Here is a 19279-nt window from a genome sequence, read left to right as displayed (position 1 = left end):
GAAGGGAGGTTTCATAACATGATCCAACAAGAATCTCGTTTGAAAGTTGCTGACAACTCTGGTGCACGTGAACTTTTAACAATTAAAGTATTAGGCGGCTCTGGTCGTAAATATGCTAATATTGGTGATATTATCGTTGCTACGGTAAAACAAGCAACACCAGGTGGCGTTGTTAAAAAAGGTGACGTTGTTAAGGCAGTAGTGGTACGTACGAAGAGCGGAGCTCGTCGTCCGGACGGTTCTTATATTAAATTTGATGAAAACGCAGCGGTTATCATCAAAGACGATAAGAGCCCACGTGGTACTCGTATCTTCGGACCAGTAGCTCGTGAATTACGTGATAGCAACTTCATGAAGATCGTTTCTTTAGCTCCAGAAGTTCTATAATTTAAGGTATTGCCTTGCTAAGGAGGTGCAGAATTAAGATGCATGTAAAAAAAGGTGATAAAGTTCAGGTAATCACTGGTAAAGACAAAGGAAAACAAGGCGTTATCCTTGTGGCTTTCCCAAAGCAAAACCGTGTTATCGTTGAGGGTGTTAACATCGTTAAAAAACACTCTAAGCCATCTCAATTAAATCCACAAGGTGGAATTATTACGAAAGAAGCACCTATTCACGTTTCTAATGTTATGGTATTAGATCCGAAAACAGGCGAACCTACTCGCGTAGGCTTCAAAGTAGAAGATGGTAAAAAAGTTCGTATTGCAAAAAAATCTGGTGAATTATTAGATAAATAATTTTCTTAAGAAAGGAGGTCACTTCATTGAATCGCCTTAAAGAGAAGTTCCAAAAGGAAATTACTCCTGCTCTAATGAGCAAGTTTAACTATAAATCTGTGATGGAAGTACCGAAAATCGAAAAGATCGTAATCAACACTGGTGTTGGTGACGCGGTATCTAACTCAAAAGCTTTAGACAATGCAGTAGAAGAATTAACGCAAATCGCAGGTCAAAAACCTGTTGTAACTCGCGCTAAAAAATCAATCGCTGGTTTCCGTCTTCGTGAAGGTATGCCAATCGGTGCGAAAGTAACTTTACGCGGACAACAAATGTATGAGTTCTTCGACAAATTAGTATCAGTTTCTTTACCACGTGTACGTGATTTCCGTGGTGTTTCTAAGAAATCATTCGATGGTCGTGGGAACTACACATTAGGTGTTAAAGAGCAACTAATTTTCCCTGAGATTGATTATGATAAAGTAAGTAAAGTCCGCGGTATGGACATCGTAATCGTTACTACAGCGAAAACTGATGAAGAAGCTCGTGAACTTTTAACACAATTCGGTATGCCATTCCAAAAATAATGGAAGCCAACGCTAAGTAGAGGAGGCGAAAACGTGGCTAAAAAATCTATGATCGCGAAACAAAAGCGTACTCCTAAGTTTAAAGTACAAGAGTATACACGTTGCGAACGCTGCGGTCGTCCGCATTCTGTATACCGCAAATTTAAGCTTTGCCGTATTTGTTTCCGTGAACTTGCATATAAAGGTCAAATTCCTGGTGTTAAAAAAGCTAGTTGGTAAAACCCACAAATGGGAAGGAGGTAAAACACATGGTGATGACAGATCCAATTGCAGACATGCTTACTCGCATCCGTAATGCGAACATGGTACGTCATGAGAAATTAGAGGTTCCTGCTTCTAAAATCAAAAAAGAGATCGCTGAACTTTTAAAACGTGAAGGTTTCATTCGTGATGTAGAATACATTGGGGATAACAAACAAGGTATCCTTCGTATTTTCCTGAAATATGGTGCAAACAATGAACGTGTAATCACTGGATTAAAACGTATCAGTAAACCTGGCTTACGCGTTTACGCAAAAGCTGATGAAGTACCACGTGTACTTAACGGATTAGGTATCGCTCTTGTTTCTACATCTAAGGGAGTAATGACAGACAAAGACGCTCGTCAATTACAAACTGGTGGAGAAGTAGTAGCATACGTTTGGTAATATATATTTAAAACGAACGGAGGTGTGACCACATGTCTCGTATTGGTAAAAAGATTCTTGAAATCCCTGCAGGTGTTACTATTACAGTTGCAGAAGACAATACTGTAACAGTAAAAGGCCCTAAAGGTGAATTAACTCGTACTTTCAAAACTGATATGTCTATCAAAATTGAAGAAAATACACTAACAGTTGAGCGTCCATCTGAACAGAAGGAACACCGTGCATTACACGGTACAACTCGTGCTTTAATCGGAAACATGGTTGAAGGTGTAACTACAGGTTTCGTACGCGGACTTGAATTAGTCGGTGTTGGTTACCGTGCTCAAAAACAAGGAGATAAACTTGTTTTAAGCGTAGGTTATTCTCATCCAGTAGAAATGACTCCAGAAGCAGGACTTGAAGTTGAAGTACCTGTACCAACTAAAATCGTAATTAAAGGTATCGACAAGCAACGTGTTGGCGAATTTGCTGCTAACATCCGCGCTGTACGTGCTCCTGAACCATATAAAGGTAAAGGTATTCGTTACGAAGGCGAAGTTGTTCGTCGTAAAGAAGGTAAAACTGCTAAGTAAACCCGTTAGGTGAAAGAAAGGAGTGACAAGAATGATCACTAAAGCTGCTAAAAATGCGACTCGTAAGAAAAGACATGCACGTGTACGTGCTAAACTTACTGGTACTGCAGAACGTCCACGTTTAAACGTGTACCGTTCTAACCAACATATTTACGCTCAAGTTATTGATGATGTAAATGGTGTAACATTAGTAAGTGCATCTACTCTTGATAAAGACCTTGCTCTTAACGGTACTAGCAATACTGAAGCTGCTACGAAAGTTGGAGAATCAGTTGCTAAGCGTGCTGTAGAGAAAGGCGTTAAAGAAGTAGTATTTGATCGCGGTGGTTACTTATACCATGGCCGTGTTAAAGCTCTAGCTGAAGCTGCTCGTGAGGCTGGATTACAATTTTAATGGTCAAAGGAGGGAAAATTGATGCAACGCATTGACCCAAGTAAATTAGAACTTGAAGAACGTGTAGTTACGATAAATCGTGTCGCGAAAGTTGTTAAGGGTGGTCGTCGTTTCCGCTTTGCTGCACTAGTTGTAGTTGGCGATAAAAACGGTCATGTTGGATTCGGTACTGGTAAAGCACAAGAGGTACCAGACGCAATCCGTAAAGCTATCGAAGACGCTAAGAAAAACCTAATCGCTGTACCATTAGTTGGTACAACAATTCCTCACACAATCAACGGTCATTTTGGAGCTGGTGAAGTATTCTTAAAACCTGCTGCTGAGGGTACTGGTGTTATTGCTGGTGGACCTGTTCGTGCGGTACTAGAATTAGCTGGTGTACAAGATATTCTTTCGAAATCTCTTGGTTCTAACACACCAATCAACATGATTCGCGCTACTGTGAACGGATTAAGCGAACTTAAGCGCGCTGAAGATGTTGCAAAATTACGCGGTAAATCTGTAGAAGAGCTACTAGGTTAAGGAGGGAAAACAAATGGCGAAAAAGTTAGAAATTACCCTCACTCGTAGTGTAATTGGTCGTCCACAAGATCAACGTGCGACGGTAGAAGCTTTAGGTCTTAAAAAGTTGAATTCAACTGTAGTTAAGGAAGAAACTCCTGCTATTCTTGGTATGATCAACAAAGTTTCTCACCTTATCTCTGTAAAAGAAGCTTAAGGATAACTCATTAATATAAGGAGGTGCCTGGGAATGAAACTTCATGAATTAAAACCTGCAGAAGGTTCTCGTAAAGTACGTAACCGTGTCGGTCGTGGTATCGGTTCTGGTAACGGTAAAACTGCTGGTAGAGGTCATAAAGGACAAAACGCACGTTCTGGCGGCGGTGTTCGTCTTGGCTTCGAAGGTGGTCAAACTCCACTATTCCGTCGTTTACCAAAACGCGGCTTCACAAACATTAACCGTAAAGAGTTTACTATTGTAAACTTATCAACGTTAAATCGTTTTGAAGATGGTACAGAAGTAACACCTGAATTATTGCTGGAAACTGGCGTTATCAGCAAATTAAACGACGGTGTTAAAATTCTTGCAAGCGGAGCAGTAGAGAAAAAATTAACTGTTAAAGCGCACAAGTTCTCTTCAAGTGCTAAAGAAGCAATTGAAGCAGCTGGCGGATCAGTTGAGGTGATCTAATGTTTCGTACAATCTCCAACTTTATGCGCGTTGCTGAGATAAGACGTAAAATATTATTCACTTTAGCGATGTTAGTCGTATTCAGGATTGGCACGTTTATCCCAGTGCCATTTACAAATGGAGACGTACTGAAAGCACAAGATCAATTAAATGCCTTAGGTATCCTAAATACATTTGGCGGTGGCGCCTTGAAAAACTTCTCCATCTTCGCGATGGGAATCATGCCGTATATTACAGCATCCATCATCGTGCAATTATTGCAGATGGATGTTGTTCCTAAATTTTCGGAATGGTCGAAGCAAGGCGAAATGGGCCGTCGTAAACTAACGCAATTCACGCGTTACTTTACAATTGTTCTTGCGTTTATTCAGGGGTTTGGTATGTCAATCGGTTTTAACGGTATGGTAGGTGGGCAATTAATTTTGAATCCAGGTTGGAGCACTTATTTATACATTGCTACGGTACTGACTGCTGGTACTGCATTTTTAATGTGGTTAGGTGAACAGATTACAGCTAAAGGTGTAGGTAATGGTATTTCCATTCTTATCTTTGGCGGTATTGCCGCAGCGATCCCAAGTGTTATATCTCAAGTGTATCAACAACAGTTTCAAAATATCGGAGATCAATTGTTCATGAGTATCGTTAAAGTTGCATTGATTTTACTAGCTGTGCTAGCGGTTATTGTTGGTGTTATTTTCATTCAACAGGCTGTTAGAAAGATCCCAATTCAATACGCGAAGCGTGTAACAGGAGGGAATGGGAATCATGCTGGAGCACAAAACACTCATTTACCACTTAAGGTAAATAGTGCGGGTGTTATTCCAGTCATTTTTGCTGTTTCATTCTTAATTACGCCTCCAACTATTGCACAGTTCTTCCCGAAACATGATGTGTCGCAGTGGATTATTGCAAACTTTAACTATTCTCACCCAGTGGGAATGATCATATATGTTGCGCTCATTGTAGCCTTCACATATTTCTATGCATTTGTTCAGGTTAATCCAGAGCAAATGTCAGAGAATCTAAACAAGCAAGGTGGATATGTTCCAGGTATTCGTCCGGGTAAGAATACAGAACAATATCTAACAAAAATCTTGTATCGTTTGACCTTTGTGGGATCAATTTTCCTAGCAGCGATTGCAATCTTACCAGTTATCTTTACGAAATTGGGAAATCTTCCTCCATCTGCACAGATTGGTGGAACGAGTATGTTAATCGTTGTCGGCGTTGCTTTAGAAACAATGAAGCAGCTAGAAAGCCAATTGGTAAAACGCCATTACAAAGGGTTTATCAAGCAGTGAGTAAGTGGGAAGAACTGTCTTCCCTACATGCTCATGTACTGAGGGGGAACAAGGATGAACTTGATTTTAATGGGGCTTCCTGGTGCTGGTAAAGGTACACAAGCCGAACAGATTATTGCCAAGTATAACATCCCTCACATCTCAACAGGAGATATGTTCCGTGCAGCTATGAAGGCTGAAACTGAACTTGGTTTACAAGCAAAATCTTTTATTGATAAAGGTGCGCTTGTTCCAGATGAAGTTACAATTGGAATTGTTCGTGAACGTTTAAGCCAAGAAGACTGTATTAAAGGCTTCTTATTAGATGGTTTCCCACGAACTGTTGCACAAGCATCAGCTCTTGAAGAGATTATGAAAGATCTTGGCAAAAAAATCGACTATGTTTTAAACATTAATGTGGATTCAGGGTTGTTATTAAAACGCCTTACAGGCCGTCGCATTTGTAAAGAATGCGGTGCGACTTACCACTTAGAATTCAATCCGCCAGCAAAAGCTGATGTGTGCGATAAATGTGGTGGCGAATTATATCAACGCTCTGATGACAATGAAGAAACTGTAGCAAATCGTTTAGATGTAAATATTAAGCAAACAAAACCTTTGCTTGATTTCTACGAGGAGCTTGGCTACTTACAAAGCATTAATGGTGAGCAAGATATCAATAAAGTATTTGCTGATATCGATGTTCTCATCGGAGACTTAGCGTAATGATCATCTGCAAAACTCCTCGCGAGATAGAAATCATGCGAGAAGCTGGCAGGATCGTTGCTTTAACTCATCAAGAGTTGAAACAACATATTACTCCAGGAATTACAACGAAAGAGCTCGATCAAATAGCGGAAAAGACGATTCGAAAATATGGTGCTACGCCATCTTTTAAAGGATACAACGGATTTCCGGGGAGCATTTGTGCTTCTGTAAATGAAGAGCTTGTACACGGGATTCCAGGGAAGCGTAAGCTCGAAGAGGGCGATATCATCAGTATCGATATTGGTGCGAAATACAATGGGTACCATGGTGATTCTGCATGGACGTATCCAGTTGGAAACATTTCTGAATCTGTTCAAAAGCTACTTGATGTCACAGAAAAATCGTTGTATCTTGGTCTAGAACAAGTAAAACCAGGCGAAAGATTATCAAATATCTCGCATGCGGTTCAAACACATGCTGAAGAGAAGGGGTTCTCGATCGTTAGGGAGTATGTTGGTCACGGAATCGGGCAAGACTTACATGAGGACCCTCAAATCCCGCACTATGGTCCACCAAATAGAGGCCCTAGATTAAAGCCGGGAATGGTCATCTGTGTTGAGCCGATGGTGAATCAAGGAAGACGATATGTAAAAACACTATCTGATGACTGGACAGTGGTAACGGTAGATGGTAAATGGTGTGCCCATTTTGAGCACACGATTGCTCTTACAGAAGCAGGATACGAAATCCTTACCACTTTATAAGTAGCTGGCTCTCCGGGATTTCAGAGCAGTGTAAAATGTTACTGATTTGAAGAAGGGAGAACTATTGAATGGCTAAAGATGATGTAATTGAAGTCGAAGGTACCGTTCTTGAAACGTTGCCAAATGCTATGTTCAAAGTAGAATTAGAGAATGGGCATGTCGTATTGGCTCACGTTTCTGGTAAAATCCGTATGAACTTCATTCGTATTTTACCAGGAGACAAAGTTACGGTAGAATTATCTCCGTACGATTTAAATCGTGGTCGTATTACGTACCGTTTTAAATAATATAGCACTCCGTAATCTTTAAGGAGGTTCGAGACATGAAAGTAAGACCGTCAGTTAAACCAATCTGCGAAAAATGTAAAGTTATTCGTAGACGTGGAAAAGTAATGGTTATTTGTGAAAACCCTAAACATAAACAAAAACAAGGTTAATCAGAAGGAGGTGCATTCAAAATGGCACGTATCGCAGGTGTAGATATTCCTCGTGACAAGCGCGTTGTTATTTCTTTAACTTACGTATTCGGCATTGGTCGCACAACTGCTGAAAAAATTCTTACAGAAGCTGGTATTTCTTCGGAAACACGAGTTCGTGATTTATCGGAAGATGAATTAGGACGTATCCGTGATATCATCGATCGTATTAAAGTTGAGGGAGACCTTCGTCGTGAAGTATCTCTTAACATTAAACGTCTAATGGAGATCGGTTCTTACCGTGGTCTTCGTCACCGTCGTGGTTTACCAGTTCGTGGTCAAAACTCTAAAAACAATGCTCGTACACGTAAAGGTCCACGTCGTACAGTAGCAAATAAAAAGAAATAATAAGTAAAGGAGGTTGAACTAACAATGGCACGTAAAACAAACACTCGTAAAAAACGTGTGAAAAAGAATATTGAAGCTGGTATAGCTCATATTCGTTCTACTTTCAACAACACAATCGTAACACTTACAGATACTCATGGTAACGCACTTTCTTGGTCTAGTGCTGGTGCACTTGGTTTCCGTGGATCTCGTAAATCTACTCCATTCGCTGCGCAAATGGCTGCTGAAGCTGCTTCTAAAGTTGCAATGGAGCATGGTTTAAAAACTTTAGAGGTTACTGTTAAAGGTCCTGGTGCTGGTCGTGAAGCTGCAATTCGTGCTCTTCAAGCGGCAGGTCTAGAAGTAACAGCAATTAGAGATGTTACTCCAGTTCCTCATAATGGATGTCGTCCACCAAAACGTCGTCGTGTGTAATTTTTCTGTATAGAATTTTCCCTTTTGTCTATAATGGATATGATGCATTATCGAGAAATTTCGTACAGAAACATCGCTTGTTGTGCACAATCGGGAACTGCCTAAGGGGGACTTTCGGTTAAACAGAGGTTCTTCCTTTGTTTAACCGGGGTTTCGACGTTTTGAAGGAGGGTTTAGTTAATGATTGAAATCGAAAAACCGAAAATCGAAACGGTTGAACTTAACGAAGATGCTAAGTATGGCAAATTCGTGATTGAACCGCTTGAGCGTGGATATGGTACTACTTTGGGTAACTCCTTACGTCGTATTCTTTTATCCTCACTCCCTGGTGCCGCTGTAACTGCTATCCAAATCGATGGCGTTTTACACGAATTTTCAACAGTTGAGGGCGTAGTAGAAGACGTTACGACGATGATCTTAAACTTGAAAAAGTTAGCTCTTAAAATCTACTCTGAAGAAGAGAAGACGTTGGAAATCGATGTACAGGGCGAAGGTATTGTCACAGCTGCTGATATTACTCACGATAGTGATGTTGAAATCTTAAATCCAGATTTACACATTGCGACGTTAGCAAAAAATGCGCATTTCCGCATGCGTTTAACTGCAAAGCGTGGCCGTGGGTATACGCCAGCTGATGCAAATAAAAGCGAAGATCAACCAATAGGAGTAATTCCTATTGATTCTATTTATACTCCAGTATCACGTGTGACTTACCAAGTGGAAAAGACACGTGTCGGACAAGTGGCTAATTATGATAAGCTTACGCTTGATGTATGGACGGATGGAAGCATCGGGCCAAAAGAAGCTATCTCTTTAGGTGCCAAAATCTTAACTGAGCATTTAAATATCTTTGTTGGTTTAACTGACGAAGCACAAAATGCTGAGATTATGGTCGAGAAGGAAGAAGATCAAAAAGAAAAAGTTCTTGAGATGACTATCGAAGAACTAGATCTTTCTGTTCGTTCTTATAATTGCCTAAAACGTGCAGGAATTAATACTGTACAAGAGCTTGCGAACAAAACAGAAGAAGATATGATGAAAGTTCGTAACTTAGGACGTAAATCCTTAGAAGAAGTTAAACATAAACTTGAGGAATTAGGTTTAGGTTTACGTAAAGACGACTGAGGATTTAAACCCATCAACAAAGGAGGGAACTACGAATGGCATACAGAAAATTAGGCCGTACAAGTGCGCAACGTAAAGCTATGTTACGTGATTTAGCTACTGATTTAATTATCAACGAGCGCATCCAAACGACAGAAACTCGTGCAAAAGAACTTCGTTCTGTAGTGGAAAAAATGATCACTTTAGGTAAACGCGGAGATCTTCATGCTCGTCGTCAAGCAGCAGCTTTCATCCGTAATGAGGTTGCTAACGCTGAGACTGGTCAAGATGCACTTCAAAAATTATTCGCTGATGTAGCTCCACGCTATGCTGAGCGCCAAGGCGGATACACTCGTATTGCAAAAATTGGTCCACGTCGCGGAGACGCAGCACCAATGGTAATTATCGAGTTAGTATAATGATGATTAAAAGGGCAGGACAGTTCTTTTCAAGTAACTGGTCATGGCCCTTTTTTTTTAAGTATAAAAATAGGCTAACTTGACGAAAGAAAGGGTGCCTTGTATTGAAAAAAGAGAAACTTCGGACAGAAAATATATCATTTCAATATCCTGGGGCAGCCTCTTATGCATTAAAAGATGTTTCGTTTTCCTTATATGAAGGAGAATGGGTATCTGTTATTGGACAAAATGGTTCAGGGAAGTCTACACTTGCAAAATTATTGAATGGCTTATTTTTACCGGAATCAGGGAAAATTACTTTAAATGATACAATGATTTTATCAGAGGAAACAGTATGGGATGTTCGAAAGCAAATTGGCATGGTATTTCAAAATCCAGATAATCAATTTGTTGGAACAACAGTACAAGATGACGTTGTATTCGGCCTAGAGAACATCGGAATGCCAAGGGAGCAGATGATAGAAAGACTAGAACAAGCTCTGCAACTTGTCCGTATGGAAGATTTTTTAAATGAAGAACCCCATTCGTTATCTGGTGGACAAAAGCAGCGAGTCGCAATAGCAGGTGTTCTAGCACTTCAACCATCTATTTTAATACTAGATGAAGCAACTTCAATGTTAGACCCTCAGGGGAGACGTGAAGTAGTAGAAACGGTCAGACAACTTGTTGATCAAAAGGGTATTACGGTATTATCGATTACGCACGATTTAGAAGAAGCGGCACAGTCAGACCGTATTATTATTTTGAACAAGGGAGAAATATTAGAGGAAGGTACTCCAGAGCAAATTTTCAAATCCTCTCATATGCTCCAAGAGATTGGATTAGATGTACCTTTTTCGGTGAAAATAGCAGAATTATTAAAAAGAAATGAAATTCACTTGCAAAATACGCATCTTACAATGGAAAGCTTGGTGAACGAACTTTGGAGATTACATTCCAAAAAGTAGAACATCGTTATCAATATAAAACTCCATTTGAAAGACGCGCACTTTATGATGTAGACGTGTCGTTTCCAAGTGGGGGCTATTATGCCATTATCGGTCATACTGGTTCAGGTAAGTCGACGATGATTCAACATTTAAATGGTTTATTGCAGCCGACAAATGGTACGGTTCAAATTGGTGAACATTTAATTTCAGCAGGGAAGAAAGAGAAAAAGCTTAAGCCGCTACGAAAAAAAGTAGGGGTTGTCTTTCAGTTTCCAGAACATCAACTATTTGAAGAAACAGTTGAAAAGGATATTTGTTTTGGACCGACTAATTTTGGTGTATCTGAAGAAGAGGCAAAACAAAAGGCGAAAGATGCAATCCAGCTTGTTGGATTGGACATAGAGTTATTAGCACGTTCTCCGTTTGAATTAAGCGGTGGGCAAATGAGGCGTGTTGCAATAGCAGGCGTACTTGCGATGGAACCCGAAGTGCTTGTATTAGATGAACCTACAGCAGGGCTTGATCCAAAAGGACAGCACGAGCTCATGGAGATGTTTTACAATTTGCATAAGGAACAGGGGCTTACAGTCATTCTTGTTACCCATAATATGGAGGATGCCGCTAAGTATGCAGATCAAATAGTGGTCATGCATAAAGGAACGGTCTTTTTGCAAGGAAGAGCAGAGGAAGTATTTTCATATGCTGATGAATTAGAACAAATCGGTGTGGATCTTCCAATGTCTTTAAAGTATAAACGTGCAATTGAAGAGAAGTTTGGTATTTCAATTTCGAAGGCTACCTTATCTTTAGAGGATCTTACTCATGAAGTTGTACAGGTGTTACGAAAAGGTGGTCATGAATCATGCAGCAGTTGATTATTGGGAGATATATTCCAGGTCAGTCACTCATTCATCAACTTGATCCTCGTACGAAGCTGTTGATTGTCTTTTTATATGTATTTGTTGTTTTCTTAGCAAATAATGCGATTTCATATGGATTTTTATTTTTATATGCACTCATTGCTTTATTTTTTGCAAAAGTGCCGATTCGTTATGTACTTTCGGGCTTAAAACCAATTCTGTGGATTTTTCTTTTTACATTTTTCCTGCATATTTTTACAAATAAAGAAGGGGAAGTACTATTCCAGCTTGGTTGGTTTTCGATACATGAAAAAGGATTAGAGCAAGGGATATACATTTCTATACGATTCTTCGTTATTATTTTAATGACGACATTATTAACGTTAACGACGACACCTATTGAAATTACAGATGGGTTGGAGACGTTATTAAAGCCGTTCAAGCGTATAAAAGTTCCTGTTCATGAAATCGCATTAATGATGTCAATTTCACTACGTTTTATCCCGACATTAATGGATGAAACGAGTAAAATTATGAAAGCACAAGCGTCACGTGGCATTGATTTCGCCGGGGGACCGATAAAAGATAGGATGAAAGCTATTATCTCACTACTCGTTCCATTATTTATCAGTGCTTTTAAGCGTGCAGAGGACTTAGCTATTGCGATGGAATCTCGTGGATATAAAAGTGGCGAAGGACGTACTAAATTTAGGCAACTACGCTGGAAAATAAGTGATACAGTAACAATTGTAAGCTTACTTTGTTTAGCTTGTATTTTGGCATGGGTGCGGTCGTAATGGAGAATAGAGAAATGGAAAGAATAAAATGTACAGTTGCATATGATGGCATTCATTTTTGTGGTTACCAAATTCAACCACAGCATCGGACTGTTCAACAAGAAATAGAGAAAGCACTGCAGAAGTTGCATAAAGGAGAACTTGTTCGTGTGCAGGCATCAGGCAGAACGGATTCTACCGTTCACGCCAAAGGACAAGTGATACACTTTGATACACCTTTGTCTCTTGAAGAGTGGCAATGGAGTAATGCTTTAAATACAATGTTGCCGGATGATATTATTATCAGGCAGGTAGAGAAGAAAACAGAAGAATTTCATGCACGTTACGGTGTCGAGAAAAAAGAATATCGCTATCGTGTATTATTATCAAAGACTGCGGATGTATTCCGTAGAAATTACGTATATCAATATCCATATCCACTCGAAATAAACTCTATAAGAAAAGCGATTCCTTATTTTATTGGAACGCATGACTTTACTTCTTTTTGTTCGGCAAAAACTGACAAAAAAGATAAAGTACGAACAATTTATGAAATCGAATTAATTGAGCAAGACGATGAATTAATTTTTCGCTTTGTAGGTAATGGATTTTTATATAATATGGTCAGAATTATTGTTGGTACGTTACTTAGCGTAGGTCAAGGAAAGCTTGATCCGGATAGTATTCCAGAGATTTTAGCGAAACAAAATCGCCAGTTTGCTGGAAAGATGGCTCCAGGTCATGGACTTTACTTATGGCAGGTAAACTATAACAACTAATCCTGGTGTAACATTTGCTTGACATTAGAAACTCAAAAGTATATCATAACATATGGTATTGTTTCTAAAACCACGATTAGCCCCGGAAGGAAATCGTGTTTAAGATAAACAATAGATTTTTTCTATGGAAAAGATAACGAGGAGGGAAACACATGCGTACGACTTTTATGGCAAAAGCTAACGAAGTTGAGCGTAAATGGTATGTGGTTGATGCTGAAGGTCAAACTTTAGGTCGCCTATCTACTGAAGTAGCATCCATTTTACGTGGTAAACACAAACCAACATTTACACCACACGTTGACACGGGTGATCATGTAATTATTATTAACGCTGAGAAAATTCATTTAACAGGTAATAAATTAAACGATAAAATTTACTACCGTCACACTAACCACCCAGGTGGACTTAAGCAAAGAACAGCTCTAGAAATGCGTACAAACTACCCTGTACAAATGTTAGAGCTTGCAATTAAAGGCATGCTTCCAAAAGGACGTTTAGGACGTCAAGTGTCTAAGAAATTAAACGTGTATGCTGGAGCAGAGCATCCACACCAAGCACAACAACCAGAAGTTTACGAACTTCGCGGATAATTAATTAAAGGAGGGCTTACTTTGGCACAGGTTCAATACTATGGCACTGGACGTCGTAAGAGTTCAGTAGCGCGCGTACGCCTAGTTCCAGGCGAAGGACGCGTTATTATTAACGGTCGTGATTTTGAAAACTATATCCCATTTGCTGCATTACGTGAAGTAGTGAAACAACCTCTAGTTGCAACAGAAACTTTAGGTAACTACAATGTACTTGTAAACGTAAATGGTGGTGGATACACTGGTCAAGCTGGTGCTATTCGTCACGGTATTTCTCGCGCTTTATTAAAAGCTGATCCAGAATACCGTCTAACATTAAAACGTGCGGGTCTATTAACTCGTGACGCACGTATGAAAGAGCGTAAAAAATACGGTCTTAAAGGCGCACGTCGTGCACCTCAGTTCTCAAAACGTTAATTTTTGCGAACTACAAACCCCAACCATTTTGGTTGGGGTTTTTTTATGTTTAATTCTTCTTTTGTAATTTTTTTAGCTTGGAATATTTTAGTGCTACCGTCCTACGTATGCTTCTTCTTTAGAAGTTTAGACTAATACGTATTAGGGAGGTTTATAAGTACTATGAATGTCATTGTCAGCTTACAAGAAAAACAAAAAGAAAAGCAGTTAAAATACGAGCGGAAGATGCTGCGAGAATTATCATTAAAAACATTGCGTTTAAATATTCATGATGCCTTTCAGATGCAAGAACTTCATCGTCAGTATGAAGATTATTGTATTGAACTAGGGATAGAATCTTATTTATTAGGAGCGAGATACAGTAAATTTGGTTATCATGGTGAATCATTCTTTGATGTGAAATATAGGGCTTTAGAAGAAGAACAACAATTAACTGAAACGTTATTTCAATTTTTAACGAGTATGACTATACGTGAAATTAAGTTGCAAGACGAGGAATTGCTTTTTGAATCTTGCCAGCAGTTTATCGGCTTGTGGTGGCAGGAAGGCTATGAAAAAGGCGAAAGAAGATATCGATTAAAGCTACACTAAGACAAGCATAAACTTTCCTCTTGTCCCATATAAGTAATTAGAGGGACTAGCTGGAGGAGGAAAGGTATGAAGAGAATTCGAATTATCTCTTTTGCGCTCGCTGCGGTTGTTTTGTTTTTTTTAGTTAAACAAGAATTTCAAATTACAAAATCGTGGCGAGCTTGGAATTTACCCTTATCAGGGAAAGTGATTGTACTAGATGCTGGGCATGGTGGGCCAGACGGAGGGGCTGTTGGTGGAAAGGATATTGTAGAAAAAGATATTACACTTGAGATTACAAAAAAGGTACAAGATTATTTACAAGAACAAGGTGCTTTAGTTATTTTAACGCGTGAAGGAGATTATGATTTAGCTAATAAAGATACAAAGTCATATAGTAGACGTAAAGCAGAGGATTTAAAAAAGCGTGTTGAGATCATTAATAAGCCTGATGTAGACTTTTTTGCGAGTATTCATTTAAATGCCCTAACTAGTAGTGGATCTAAGGGCGCACAAACGTTCTACTATCGTTCTTCGATTGAAAATGAACGGGCTGCGAAATTTATACAAGCTGAATTGAGAACAAGCTTAGAAAATACGAATCGTTCTGCTAAAACAATTCCTCACGTGTATTTATTGAAGTATGCCAAAACACCAGGTGCTTTAATTGAGGCTGGCTTTTTATCGAATGTGAATGAAAGATATATGTTAAATTCGGAGAAATACCAACAAAAAGTAGCTGCTGCAATATATCGTGGTATATTACGTTATTTTACGGAAAAAGGAAATCCTCCAGAATAAGGAGGATTTTTTCGAGTTTCTCTCGTTAACGAAGTTTTCCGAAAATATGTTATACTGGAAATGTAAACGCATTTATTTCAAAAATAAAGAGAGATAAATTTAATTAACAATACGTTATTTTTCATACAGGGGGCTGGGCTAATTATGGTAACAAAAGAGCAAGTAGTGGAAGCATTGGAAGGGATTGTAGATCCGTTTATACATAAAACGTTAAAAGAAACAAATGCAATTAAAGAGGTGACAGTCAAGCCTGAGAAGGAACATGTAAGTGTTAAAATTGCAATTGTAAAGACGGGTACAGCGGAACAAATGCAGTTGCAGTCTGGAATTGTAAAGTTAGTAAAAGAACTTGGAGCAACAACAGTTGGACTTCGTTTTGCAGAATTTACAGAAGAGGAATTAGCTCAGTTTGCACCACCGCAAGAGGAAGAGAAAAGTGAATCCTTATTATCACCGAACTCAAATACAACATTTTTAGCAGTGGCAAGTGGAAAAGGTGGAGTAGGGAAATCAACTGTTTCTGTTAACCTTGCAATTGCTTTAGCTCGTTTAGGCAAAAAGGTTGGTATCATTGACGCGGATATTTACGGTTTTAGTGTACCGGATATGATGGGTATAGAAAAACGTCCAATCGTAAGAGGTGATAAGATAATACCAGTGGAGCGTCTAGGCGTGAAAGTAATCTCAATGGGATTCTTTGTAGAAGATAACGCACCTGTTATTTGGAGAGGACCGATGCTTGGGAAAATGTTAAATCACTTTTTCACAGAAGTAGAGTGGGGTGATTTAGATTACTTAGTATTGGACCTACCACCAGGTACGGGTGATGTTGCTTTAGATGTACATTCGATGTTGCCGGTTTGTAAAGAGATTATTGTAACAACGCCGCATCCAACAGCGGCATTTGTAGCAGCGCGCGCTGGAGCCATGGCTTTACGTACAGAACATAGTATTCTTGGTGTTGTTGAAAATATGGCGTATTTTGAAAGTAAAGCAACTGGTGAAAAAGAGTATGTGTTTGGAAGAGGTGGAGGAGATAAATTGGCTACGGAACTCCAAACGGATATACTTGGCCGAATTCCACTTCAACAACCTGATTGGAATAAAGAGGACTTTGCGCCGTCAGTATATGAAGATACACATACAACGGGTCTCATTTATCGTACGATAGCTGAGACAGTTATTGATAAAACAGCTGTTACACAAAAATAAAGTAGTAATGAGTGGACAATATATACATTGTCCACTCAGTGCTATAATTTTTATTATTGTTCTTTGTTCCCATCTTGAGAACCGCCTTCACCACCTGCGCCTTTCTTATCAGACCCACCTTTTTCGGCTTTTTGTACACCTTTACTAATGATGTCAATCATCTTAGCTTGGAAGAGAGGACTTTCGGCAGTTTCAGTTAGTACTTGCTGTAAATATTGACGATATTCTTTACTCTTCATTGTTTGTAACATAATTTTCTCTACTTCAGGATTTTTCATAATCTCTATAACACCTGATTGGTATTCAGGATCTTTTAGTAAAGTTTTCATTAAGTTTGTTTGTTCTTTTCCCATACTTTTAGCAAATTTCGATGAGAACTCAGGGTCTTTAAAGAGCTTTTCCCAGAATTGTTGCCCTTTTTCAGATACCAGTGCATCTTCAATCGTTTTCTTTACTACTGTTTCATCTAGTATGAGTGCTTGTTTCATTTTTTCATCAGTTAATACATCTTGGATCGCTTTTTTTCCTTGATCGGTTTTTAAAATATCAACAATCATTTTTTTTGTTTGATCATAATCAAGTTCGGATTTTGCTTCTTTTTCTTGTGCACATGCCGCTAGTGCTATAAATAGAAAAGAAGAAATCAAAACGAGCAGCATCCGTTTCATAAGTTGGAGCTCCTTTCAGCAAAGTTCTCTTTTTTTAATATAAATCTCTTTAAGGAATTTATACATTAACATGGCTAGCTTTTTGAAATTGTCATTGTTACAATTTAATTAGAAATATAAGAATAATGGGGGATGTGTTGTGAATAGCCGCAAGTGGGTACGACTATTTTTTACGACGTTGTTTCTTGGTGGGATTAGCACAGTCTTTATTGGTTTTGTTTTAGAGTGGGACAAGTACGCTAAATTTTTTCAAAATTTCGACGGAAAAGAGATTTTAGCAATTTCCTTTTGGTTGATGGGCGTAGGATTTATTTTTAGTGTTATAAGTCAAATGGGGTTCTTTGCGTATTTAACGATCCATCGTTTTGGATTAGGGATGTTTCGGTCATCTTCTTTATGGAATACAGTGCAACTGTTCTTTATTGCGTTCGTATTATTTGATTTCGTTTATTTAAGGTCAGTACTTATTGCAAATGGGGAAGTTTCATTAGGGAATAACATACTTGTTGCTGGGATGTTATTTGTGTTTGGGGCAATTGTCGCTTATATAAAGAGTAAAGAAACGAATAAAAAAGCATTTGTTCCCGCTCTGTTCTTTATGGTTGTTGTAACAATTCTTGAATGGGTACCAGCGCTCAGGATTAATGATACAGATTGGTTATATTTAATGGTGATACCACTTTTATTATGTAATTCATATCAGTTACTTGTATTGCATCGTTTAATTGGACAAAAGAGTAAGTCAGCTTAATGAGGAGAGTGGATTTTTAATTATCCAGATTCTTATCGTCTGTAAATGCTAGGATAAAAAAGCTCTGCTATCTTAACAAAAGATAGCAGAGCTTTTTATGTGTGAAGGACCGTGTAGAAAGGAACTACTTAATATCTTCACTTTTTGTACTTGTGTTGGAAATAAGTTGTGATACAGATGTTTGTTCATATCCGTCACTCTTTAATTTTTGTAAGAGTAATGGTAAAGCCTTATTTGTTTGAAGGGCGGAATCAGAAGCATGTAATAAGACGATATCTCCACCCTTTAAATTGCTAGAGACTGTGGAAATGATTTTATTTACGCCGGGATTTTTCCAGTCATTTGAATTGTTACTCCAATGAACGATGGTGTATCCGAGTGATTCCGCTATTTTAAGAGTTGTTTTGTTAAAATCGCCACTAGGTGGACGTAATAGCTTGACTTGTTTTACGCCAAGTTTCGTAAAAACATCTTGTGCCCGCAAAAGATCTCGTCGTATTTCATTTGCTTCTAGTGAAGTGTAGGATGTGTAATTATAGCCCATACTACCAATCTCATGTCCATCTTTCATGATGCGTTCGACAATATCAGGGTGTCTTTCAGCCCATGCAGCAGAGAGAAAGAAGGTTGCATTCTTAATTTCTCTTTCTTTGAGTGTATTAAGGATTGGAATAGCTTTTTTGTCCCCCCAGCTAATGTCAAACGTGAATGCAACTTGTTTTTTTGCAGTGTCCCCTTTGTAAATCACTTTAGGGCCAGTAGCAGTTGAAAAAGCAGATTCATTTGAATATGTTTTTAAAAAGAGTAGCCATGCTGTAAATAAGGAAAGTACGACTATTAAGCTAATGTGTTTAAATGTTCTTTTACTCGTAATAAAAAAGAAAAACATAATATTACGCCCCTTTGTCCAATCCTTTTCAGTTACATATATGCTTTAAATTAAAAAAAGAGAACAAGGGATTAATATCGTAAGTGGTGGATATAATGAGTGATAGAATTTTGTTTTTGGTGATACGTTATTGATAATTGAAAATGAGTGGGGCGTTTATCGGTACACGTAAGGAGTTATTGAGGTGATAATTTGCTTGGGATTATGTTGACGAAGGAAGAGAAAAAAGAAATGGAATACATACTGAAGAGAGAGTTAGAGGAACTTTTATTTGATTTTGAAGATGAGCGTATACATAGCGTTGTAAAAAAGGCGATGGAAGAAAGGTATAAAATCATTTTTTGTTTATTTCGGAGAGTTGCTAATAGGGAAGAATGTATTCGTTATGTAAGAAAAAGAATTTTTTATTAAAAAGTGTTG

Annotated in this window: 32 protein-coding genes; 30 read left to right on the top strand and 2 right to left on the bottom strand. The window is 38.5% G+C overall.

Going from position 1 to position 19279, the window contains the following annotated elements; translation table 11 throughout:
- Positions 1–18: 18 nt before the first annotated feature.
- The 28 genes from rplN to JFU20_RS14315 all read left to right on the top strand — a co-directional run bounded on the left by rplN (position 19) and on the right by JFU20_RS14315 (position 16551).
- The gene (rplN, locus tag JFU20_RS14450; RefSeq protein ID WP_000615912.1) at positions 19–387 is read left to right on the top strand and encodes a 50S ribosomal protein L14; all 369 of its coding nucleotides are present in this window, start codon (positions 19–21) and stop codon (positions 385–387) included.
- 38 nt (positions 388–425) lie between these two features.
- On the top strand, positions 426–737 hold the full coding sequence (rplX, locus tag JFU20_RS14445) for a 50S ribosomal protein L24 (RefSeq protein ID WP_000558201.1): 312 nt from the start codon (positions 426–428) through the stop codon (positions 735–737).
- 26 nt (positions 738–763) lie between these two features.
- Entirely contained in the window at positions 764–1303 is a 540-nt protein-coding gene (gene rplE / locus JFU20_RS14440; RefSeq protein ID WP_002091528.1) for a 50S ribosomal protein L5, read from the top strand.
- 33 nt (positions 1304–1336) lie between these two features.
- Positions 1337–1522, top strand: a complete 186-nt coding sequence (rpsN, locus tag JFU20_RS14435) for a 30S ribosomal protein S14 (RefSeq protein ID WP_001085700.1) — start codon at positions 1337–1339, stop codon at positions 1520–1522.
- A 29-nt stretch (positions 1523–1551) separates the two neighbouring features.
- The gene (rpsH, locus tag JFU20_RS14430) at positions 1552–1950 is read left to right on the top strand and encodes a 30S ribosomal protein S8 (protein ID WP_002009764.1); all 399 of its coding nucleotides are present in this window, start codon (positions 1552–1554) and stop codon (positions 1948–1950) included.
- Between the two features lie 32 nt (positions 1951–1982).
- Entirely contained in the window at positions 1983–2522 is a 540-nt protein-coding gene (gene rplF / locus JFU20_RS14425; RefSeq protein WP_002009762.1) for a 50S ribosomal protein L6, read from the top strand.
- A gap of 31 nt (positions 2523–2553) precedes the next feature.
- Positions 2554–2916 (top strand): 50S ribosomal protein L18, encoded by a 363-nt coding sequence (rplR, locus tag JFU20_RS14420; protein ID WP_002009761.1) that lies wholly within the window; start codon positions 2554–2556, stop codon positions 2914–2916.
- 21 nt (positions 2917–2937) lie between these two features.
- On the top strand, positions 2938–3438 hold the full coding sequence (gene rpsE, locus JFU20_RS14415) for a 30S ribosomal protein S5 (RefSeq protein ID WP_002009759.1): 501 nt from the start codon (positions 2938–2940) through the stop codon (positions 3436–3438).
- Between the two features lie 13 nt (positions 3439–3451).
- Positions 3452–3634, top strand: a complete 183-nt coding sequence (rpmD, locus tag JFU20_RS14410; RefSeq protein ID WP_002009757.1) for a 50S ribosomal protein L30 — start codon at positions 3452–3454, stop codon at positions 3632–3634.
- A gap of 33 nt (positions 3635–3667) precedes the next feature.
- The gene (gene rplO / locus JFU20_RS14405; RefSeq protein WP_002009754.1) at positions 3668–4108 is read left to right on the top strand and encodes a 50S ribosomal protein L15; all 441 of its coding nucleotides are present in this window, start codon (positions 3668–3670) and stop codon (positions 4106–4108) included.
- The gene (gene secY, locus JFU20_RS14400) at positions 4108–5409 is read left to right on the top strand and encodes a preprotein translocase subunit SecY (protein WP_002124688.1); all 1302 of its coding nucleotides are present in this window, start codon (positions 4108–4110) and stop codon (positions 5407–5409) included. Before rplO ends, secY begins: the two co-directional genes overlap by 1 nt.
- A 54-nt stretch (positions 5410–5463) precedes the next feature.
- Complete coding sequence (locus JFU20_RS14395) at positions 5464–6114, top strand: adenylate kinase (protein ID WP_002009751.1); 651 nt, start codon at positions 5464–5466, stop codon at positions 6112–6114.
- The gene (gene map / locus JFU20_RS14390; protein WP_002167157.1) at positions 6114–6860 is read left to right on the top strand and encodes a type I methionyl aminopeptidase; all 747 of its coding nucleotides are present in this window, start codon (positions 6114–6116) and stop codon (positions 6858–6860) included. The genes JFU20_RS14395 and map overlap by 1 nt, the downstream gene beginning before the upstream one ends.
- A gap of 68 nt (positions 6861–6928) precedes the next feature.
- Entirely contained in the window at positions 6929–7147 is a 219-nt protein-coding gene (infA, locus tag JFU20_RS14385) for a translation initiation factor IF-1 (protein WP_001029884.1), read from the top strand.
- A gap of 35 nt (positions 7148–7182) precedes the next feature.
- On the top strand, positions 7183–7296 hold the full coding sequence (rpmJ, locus tag JFU20_RS14380) for a 50S ribosomal protein L36 (RefSeq protein WP_000868344.1): 114 nt from the start codon (positions 7183–7185) through the stop codon (positions 7294–7296).
- A gap of 21 nt (positions 7297–7317) precedes the next feature.
- Positions 7318–7683, top strand: coding sequence for a 30S ribosomal protein S13 (gene rpsM, locus JFU20_RS14375; protein WP_002009746.1), 366 nt, complete (start codon positions 7318–7320; stop codon positions 7681–7683).
- Between the two features lie 24 nt (positions 7684–7707).
- On the top strand, positions 7708–8097 hold the full coding sequence (gene rpsK, locus JFU20_RS14370) for a 30S ribosomal protein S11 (RefSeq protein WP_002009745.1): 390 nt from the start codon (positions 7708–7710) through the stop codon (positions 8095–8097).
- 180 nt (positions 8098–8277) lie between these two features.
- Complete coding sequence (locus JFU20_RS14365; RefSeq protein ID WP_002009743.1) at positions 8278–9222, top strand: DNA-directed RNA polymerase subunit alpha; 945 nt, start codon at positions 8278–8280, stop codon at positions 9220–9222.
- A 35-nt stretch (positions 9223–9257) separates the two neighbouring features.
- Entirely contained in the window at positions 9258–9620 is a 363-nt protein-coding gene (rplQ, locus tag JFU20_RS14360; protein ID WP_000331490.1) for a 50S ribosomal protein L17, read from the top strand.
- A gap of 104 nt (positions 9621–9724) precedes the next feature.
- Entirely contained in the window at positions 9725–10567 is an 843-nt protein-coding gene (locus tag JFU20_RS14355) for an energy-coupling factor ABC transporter ATP-binding protein (protein WP_002009740.1), read from the top strand.
- On the top strand, positions 10543–11424 hold the full coding sequence (locus JFU20_RS14350) for an energy-coupling factor ABC transporter ATP-binding protein (RefSeq protein ID WP_002124690.1): 882 nt from the start codon (positions 10543–10545) through the stop codon (positions 11422–11424). Before JFU20_RS14355 ends, JFU20_RS14350 begins: the two co-directional genes overlap by 25 nt.
- Positions 11412–12206: an energy-coupling factor transporter transmembrane component T family protein gene (locus tag JFU20_RS14345; RefSeq protein ID WP_002124692.1), complete on the top strand. Its 795-nt coding sequence runs from the start codon at positions 11412–11414 to the stop codon at positions 12204–12206. The genes JFU20_RS14350 and JFU20_RS14345 overlap by 13 nt, the downstream gene beginning before the upstream one ends.
- Positions 12207–12220: 14 nt before the next feature.
- Positions 12221–12964, top strand: a complete 744-nt coding sequence (gene truA, locus JFU20_RS14340; protein WP_002124694.1) for a tRNA pseudouridine(38-40) synthase TruA — start codon at positions 12221–12223, stop codon at positions 12962–12964.
- A 152-nt stretch (positions 12965–13116) separates the two neighbouring features.
- On the top strand, positions 13117–13554 hold the full coding sequence (rplM, locus tag JFU20_RS14335; protein ID WP_002029337.1) for a 50S ribosomal protein L13: 438 nt from the start codon (positions 13117–13119) through the stop codon (positions 13552–13554).
- A gap of 21 nt (positions 13555–13575) precedes the next feature.
- The gene (rpsI, locus tag JFU20_RS14330; protein WP_002009728.1) at positions 13576–13968 is read left to right on the top strand and encodes a 30S ribosomal protein S9; all 393 of its coding nucleotides are present in this window, start codon (positions 13576–13578) and stop codon (positions 13966–13968) included.
- A gap of 162 nt (positions 13969–14130) precedes the next feature.
- Entirely contained in the window at positions 14131–14559 is a 429-nt protein-coding gene (locus tag JFU20_RS14325; protein ID WP_002009725.1) for a DUF2521 family protein, read from the top strand.
- Positions 14560–14625: 66 nt separating this feature from the next.
- Entirely contained in the window at positions 14626–15339 is a 714-nt protein-coding gene (cwlD, locus tag JFU20_RS14320; RefSeq protein ID WP_002009721.1) for an N-acetylmuramoyl-L-alanine amidase CwlD, read from the top strand.
- 144 nt (positions 15340–15483) lie between these two features.
- Positions 15484–16551 (top strand): Mrp/NBP35 family ATP-binding protein, encoded by a 1068-nt coding sequence (locus JFU20_RS14315; protein WP_201038707.1) that lies wholly within the window; start codon positions 15484–15486, stop codon positions 16549–16551.
- 53 nt (positions 16552–16604) lie between these two features.
- On the opposite strand, the gene gerD is transcribed toward JFU20_RS14315, so the two are convergent.
- On the bottom strand, positions 16605–17219 hold the full coding sequence (gerD, locus tag JFU20_RS14310; protein WP_002009716.1) for a spore germination lipoprotein GerD: 615 nt from the start codon (positions 17217–17219) through the stop codon (positions 16605–16607).
- 139 nt (positions 17220–17358) lie between these two features.
- Between gerD and kbaA the strand changes: the two genes are divergently transcribed.
- The gene (kbaA, locus tag JFU20_RS14305; RefSeq protein WP_002167158.1) at positions 17359–17970 is read left to right on the top strand and encodes a KinB signaling pathway activation protein KbaA; all 612 of its coding nucleotides are present in this window, start codon (positions 17359–17361) and stop codon (positions 17968–17970) included.
- A gap of 124 nt (positions 17971–18094) precedes the next feature.
- Here kbaA and pdaB read toward each other — a convergent pair whose 3' ends face one another.
- Complete coding sequence (pdaB, locus tag JFU20_RS14300; protein WP_002009713.1) at positions 18095–18859, bottom strand: polysaccharide deacetylase family sporulation protein PdaB; 765 nt, start codon at positions 18857–18859, stop codon at positions 18095–18097.
- A gap of 192 nt (positions 18860–19051) precedes the next feature.
- On the opposite strand from pdaB, the gene JFU20_RS14295 reads away from it, so the two are divergent.
- Positions 19052–19270, top strand: a complete 219-nt coding sequence (locus JFU20_RS14295; RefSeq protein ID WP_002139933.1) for a hypothetical protein — start codon at positions 19052–19054, stop codon at positions 19268–19270.
- The last annotated feature ends 9 nt before the right edge of the window (positions 19271–19279 follow it).

The sequence above is a fragment of the Bacillus sp. TH30 genome (assembly GCF_016650875.1).
Classification (GTDB): domain Bacteria; phylum Bacillota; class Bacilli; order Bacillales; family Bacillaceae_G; genus Bacillus_A; species Bacillus_A mycoides.
Note: the sequence above shows the minus strand (reverse complement) of the source record. Positions and strands in the feature narration are given on the sequence as shown.

Excerpts from the sequence above, each read along its gene's own strand:
- rplN (WP_000615912.1), top strand. The coding sequence starts at position 19 with ATGATCCAACAAGAATCTCGTTTGAAAGTTGCTGACAACTCTGGTGCA.
- rplX (WP_000558201.1), top strand. The coding sequence starts at position 426 with ATGCATGTAAAAAAAGGTGATAAAGTTCAGGTAATCACTGGTAAAGAC.
- rpsH (WP_002009764.1), top strand. The coding sequence starts at position 1,552 with ATGGTGATGACAGATCCAATTGCAGACATGCTTACTCGCATCCGTAAT.
- rplF (WP_002009762.1), top strand. The coding sequence starts at position 1,983 with ATGTCTCGTATTGGTAAAAAGATTCTTGAAATCCCTGCAGGTGTTACT.
- rplR (WP_002009761.1), top strand. The coding sequence starts at position 2,554 with ATGATCACTAAAGCTGCTAAAAATGCGACTCGTAAGAAAAGACATGCA.
- rpsE (WP_002009759.1), top strand. The coding sequence starts at position 2,938 with ATGCAACGCATTGACCCAAGTAAATTAGAACTTGAAGAACGTGTAGTT.
- rpmD (WP_002009757.1), top strand. The coding sequence starts at position 3,452 with ATGGCGAAAAAGTTAGAAATTACCCTCACTCGTAGTGTAATTGGTCGT.
- rplO (WP_002009754.1), top strand. The coding sequence starts at position 3,668 with ATGAAACTTCATGAATTAAAACCTGCAGAAGGTTCTCGTAAAGTACGT.
- secY (WP_002124688.1), top strand. The coding sequence starts at position 4,108 with ATGTTTCGTACAATCTCCAACTTTATGCGCGTTGCTGAGATAAGACGT.
- JFU20_RS14395 (WP_002009751.1), top strand. The coding sequence starts at position 5,464 with ATGAACTTGATTTTAATGGGGCTTCCTGGTGCTGGTAAAGGTACACAA.
- map (WP_002167157.1), top strand. The coding sequence starts at position 6,114 with ATGATCATCTGCAAAACTCCTCGCGAGATAGAAATCATGCGAGAAGCT.
- infA (WP_001029884.1), top strand. The coding sequence starts at position 6,929 with ATGGCTAAAGATGATGTAATTGAAGTCGAAGGTACCGTTCTTGAAACG.
- rpmJ (WP_000868344.1), top strand. The coding sequence starts at position 7,183 with ATGAAAGTAAGACCGTCAGTTAAACCAATCTGCGAAAAATGTAAAGTT.
- rpsM (WP_002009746.1), top strand. The coding sequence starts at position 7,318 with ATGGCACGTATCGCAGGTGTAGATATTCCTCGTGACAAGCGCGTTGTT.
- rpsK (WP_002009745.1), top strand. The coding sequence starts at position 7,708 with ATGGCACGTAAAACAAACACTCGTAAAAAACGTGTGAAAAAGAATATT.
- JFU20_RS14365 (WP_002009743.1), top strand. The coding sequence starts at position 8,278 with ATGATTGAAATCGAAAAACCGAAAATCGAAACGGTTGAACTTAACGAA.
- rplQ (WP_000331490.1), top strand. The coding sequence starts at position 9,258 with ATGGCATACAGAAAATTAGGCCGTACAAGTGCGCAACGTAAAGCTATG.
- JFU20_RS14345 (WP_002124692.1), top strand. The coding sequence starts at position 11,412 with ATGCAGCAGTTGATTATTGGGAGATATATTCCAGGTCAGTCACTCATT.
- truA (WP_002124694.1), top strand. The coding sequence starts at position 12,221 with ATGGAAAGAATAAAATGTACAGTTGCATATGATGGCATTCATTTTTGT.
- rplM (WP_002029337.1), top strand. The coding sequence starts at position 13,117 with ATGCGTACGACTTTTATGGCAAAAGCTAACGAAGTTGAGCGTAAATGG.
- JFU20_RS14325 (WP_002009725.1), top strand. The coding sequence starts at position 14,131 with ATGAATGTCATTGTCAGCTTACAAGAAAAACAAAAAGAAAAGCAGTTA.
- cwlD (WP_002009721.1), top strand. The coding sequence starts at position 14,626 with ATGAAGAGAATTCGAATTATCTCTTTTGCGCTCGCTGCGGTTGTTTTG.
- JFU20_RS14315 (WP_201038707.1), top strand. The coding sequence starts at position 15,484 with ATGGTAACAAAAGAGCAAGTAGTGGAAGCATTGGAAGGGATTGTAGAT.
- gerD (WP_002009716.1), bottom strand. The coding sequence starts at position 17,219 with ATGAAACGGATGCTGCTCGTTTTGATTTCTTCTTTTCTATTTATAGCA.
- pdaB (WP_002009713.1), bottom strand. The coding sequence starts at position 18,859 with ATGTTTTTCTTTTTTATTACGAGTAAAAGAACATTTAAACACATTAGC.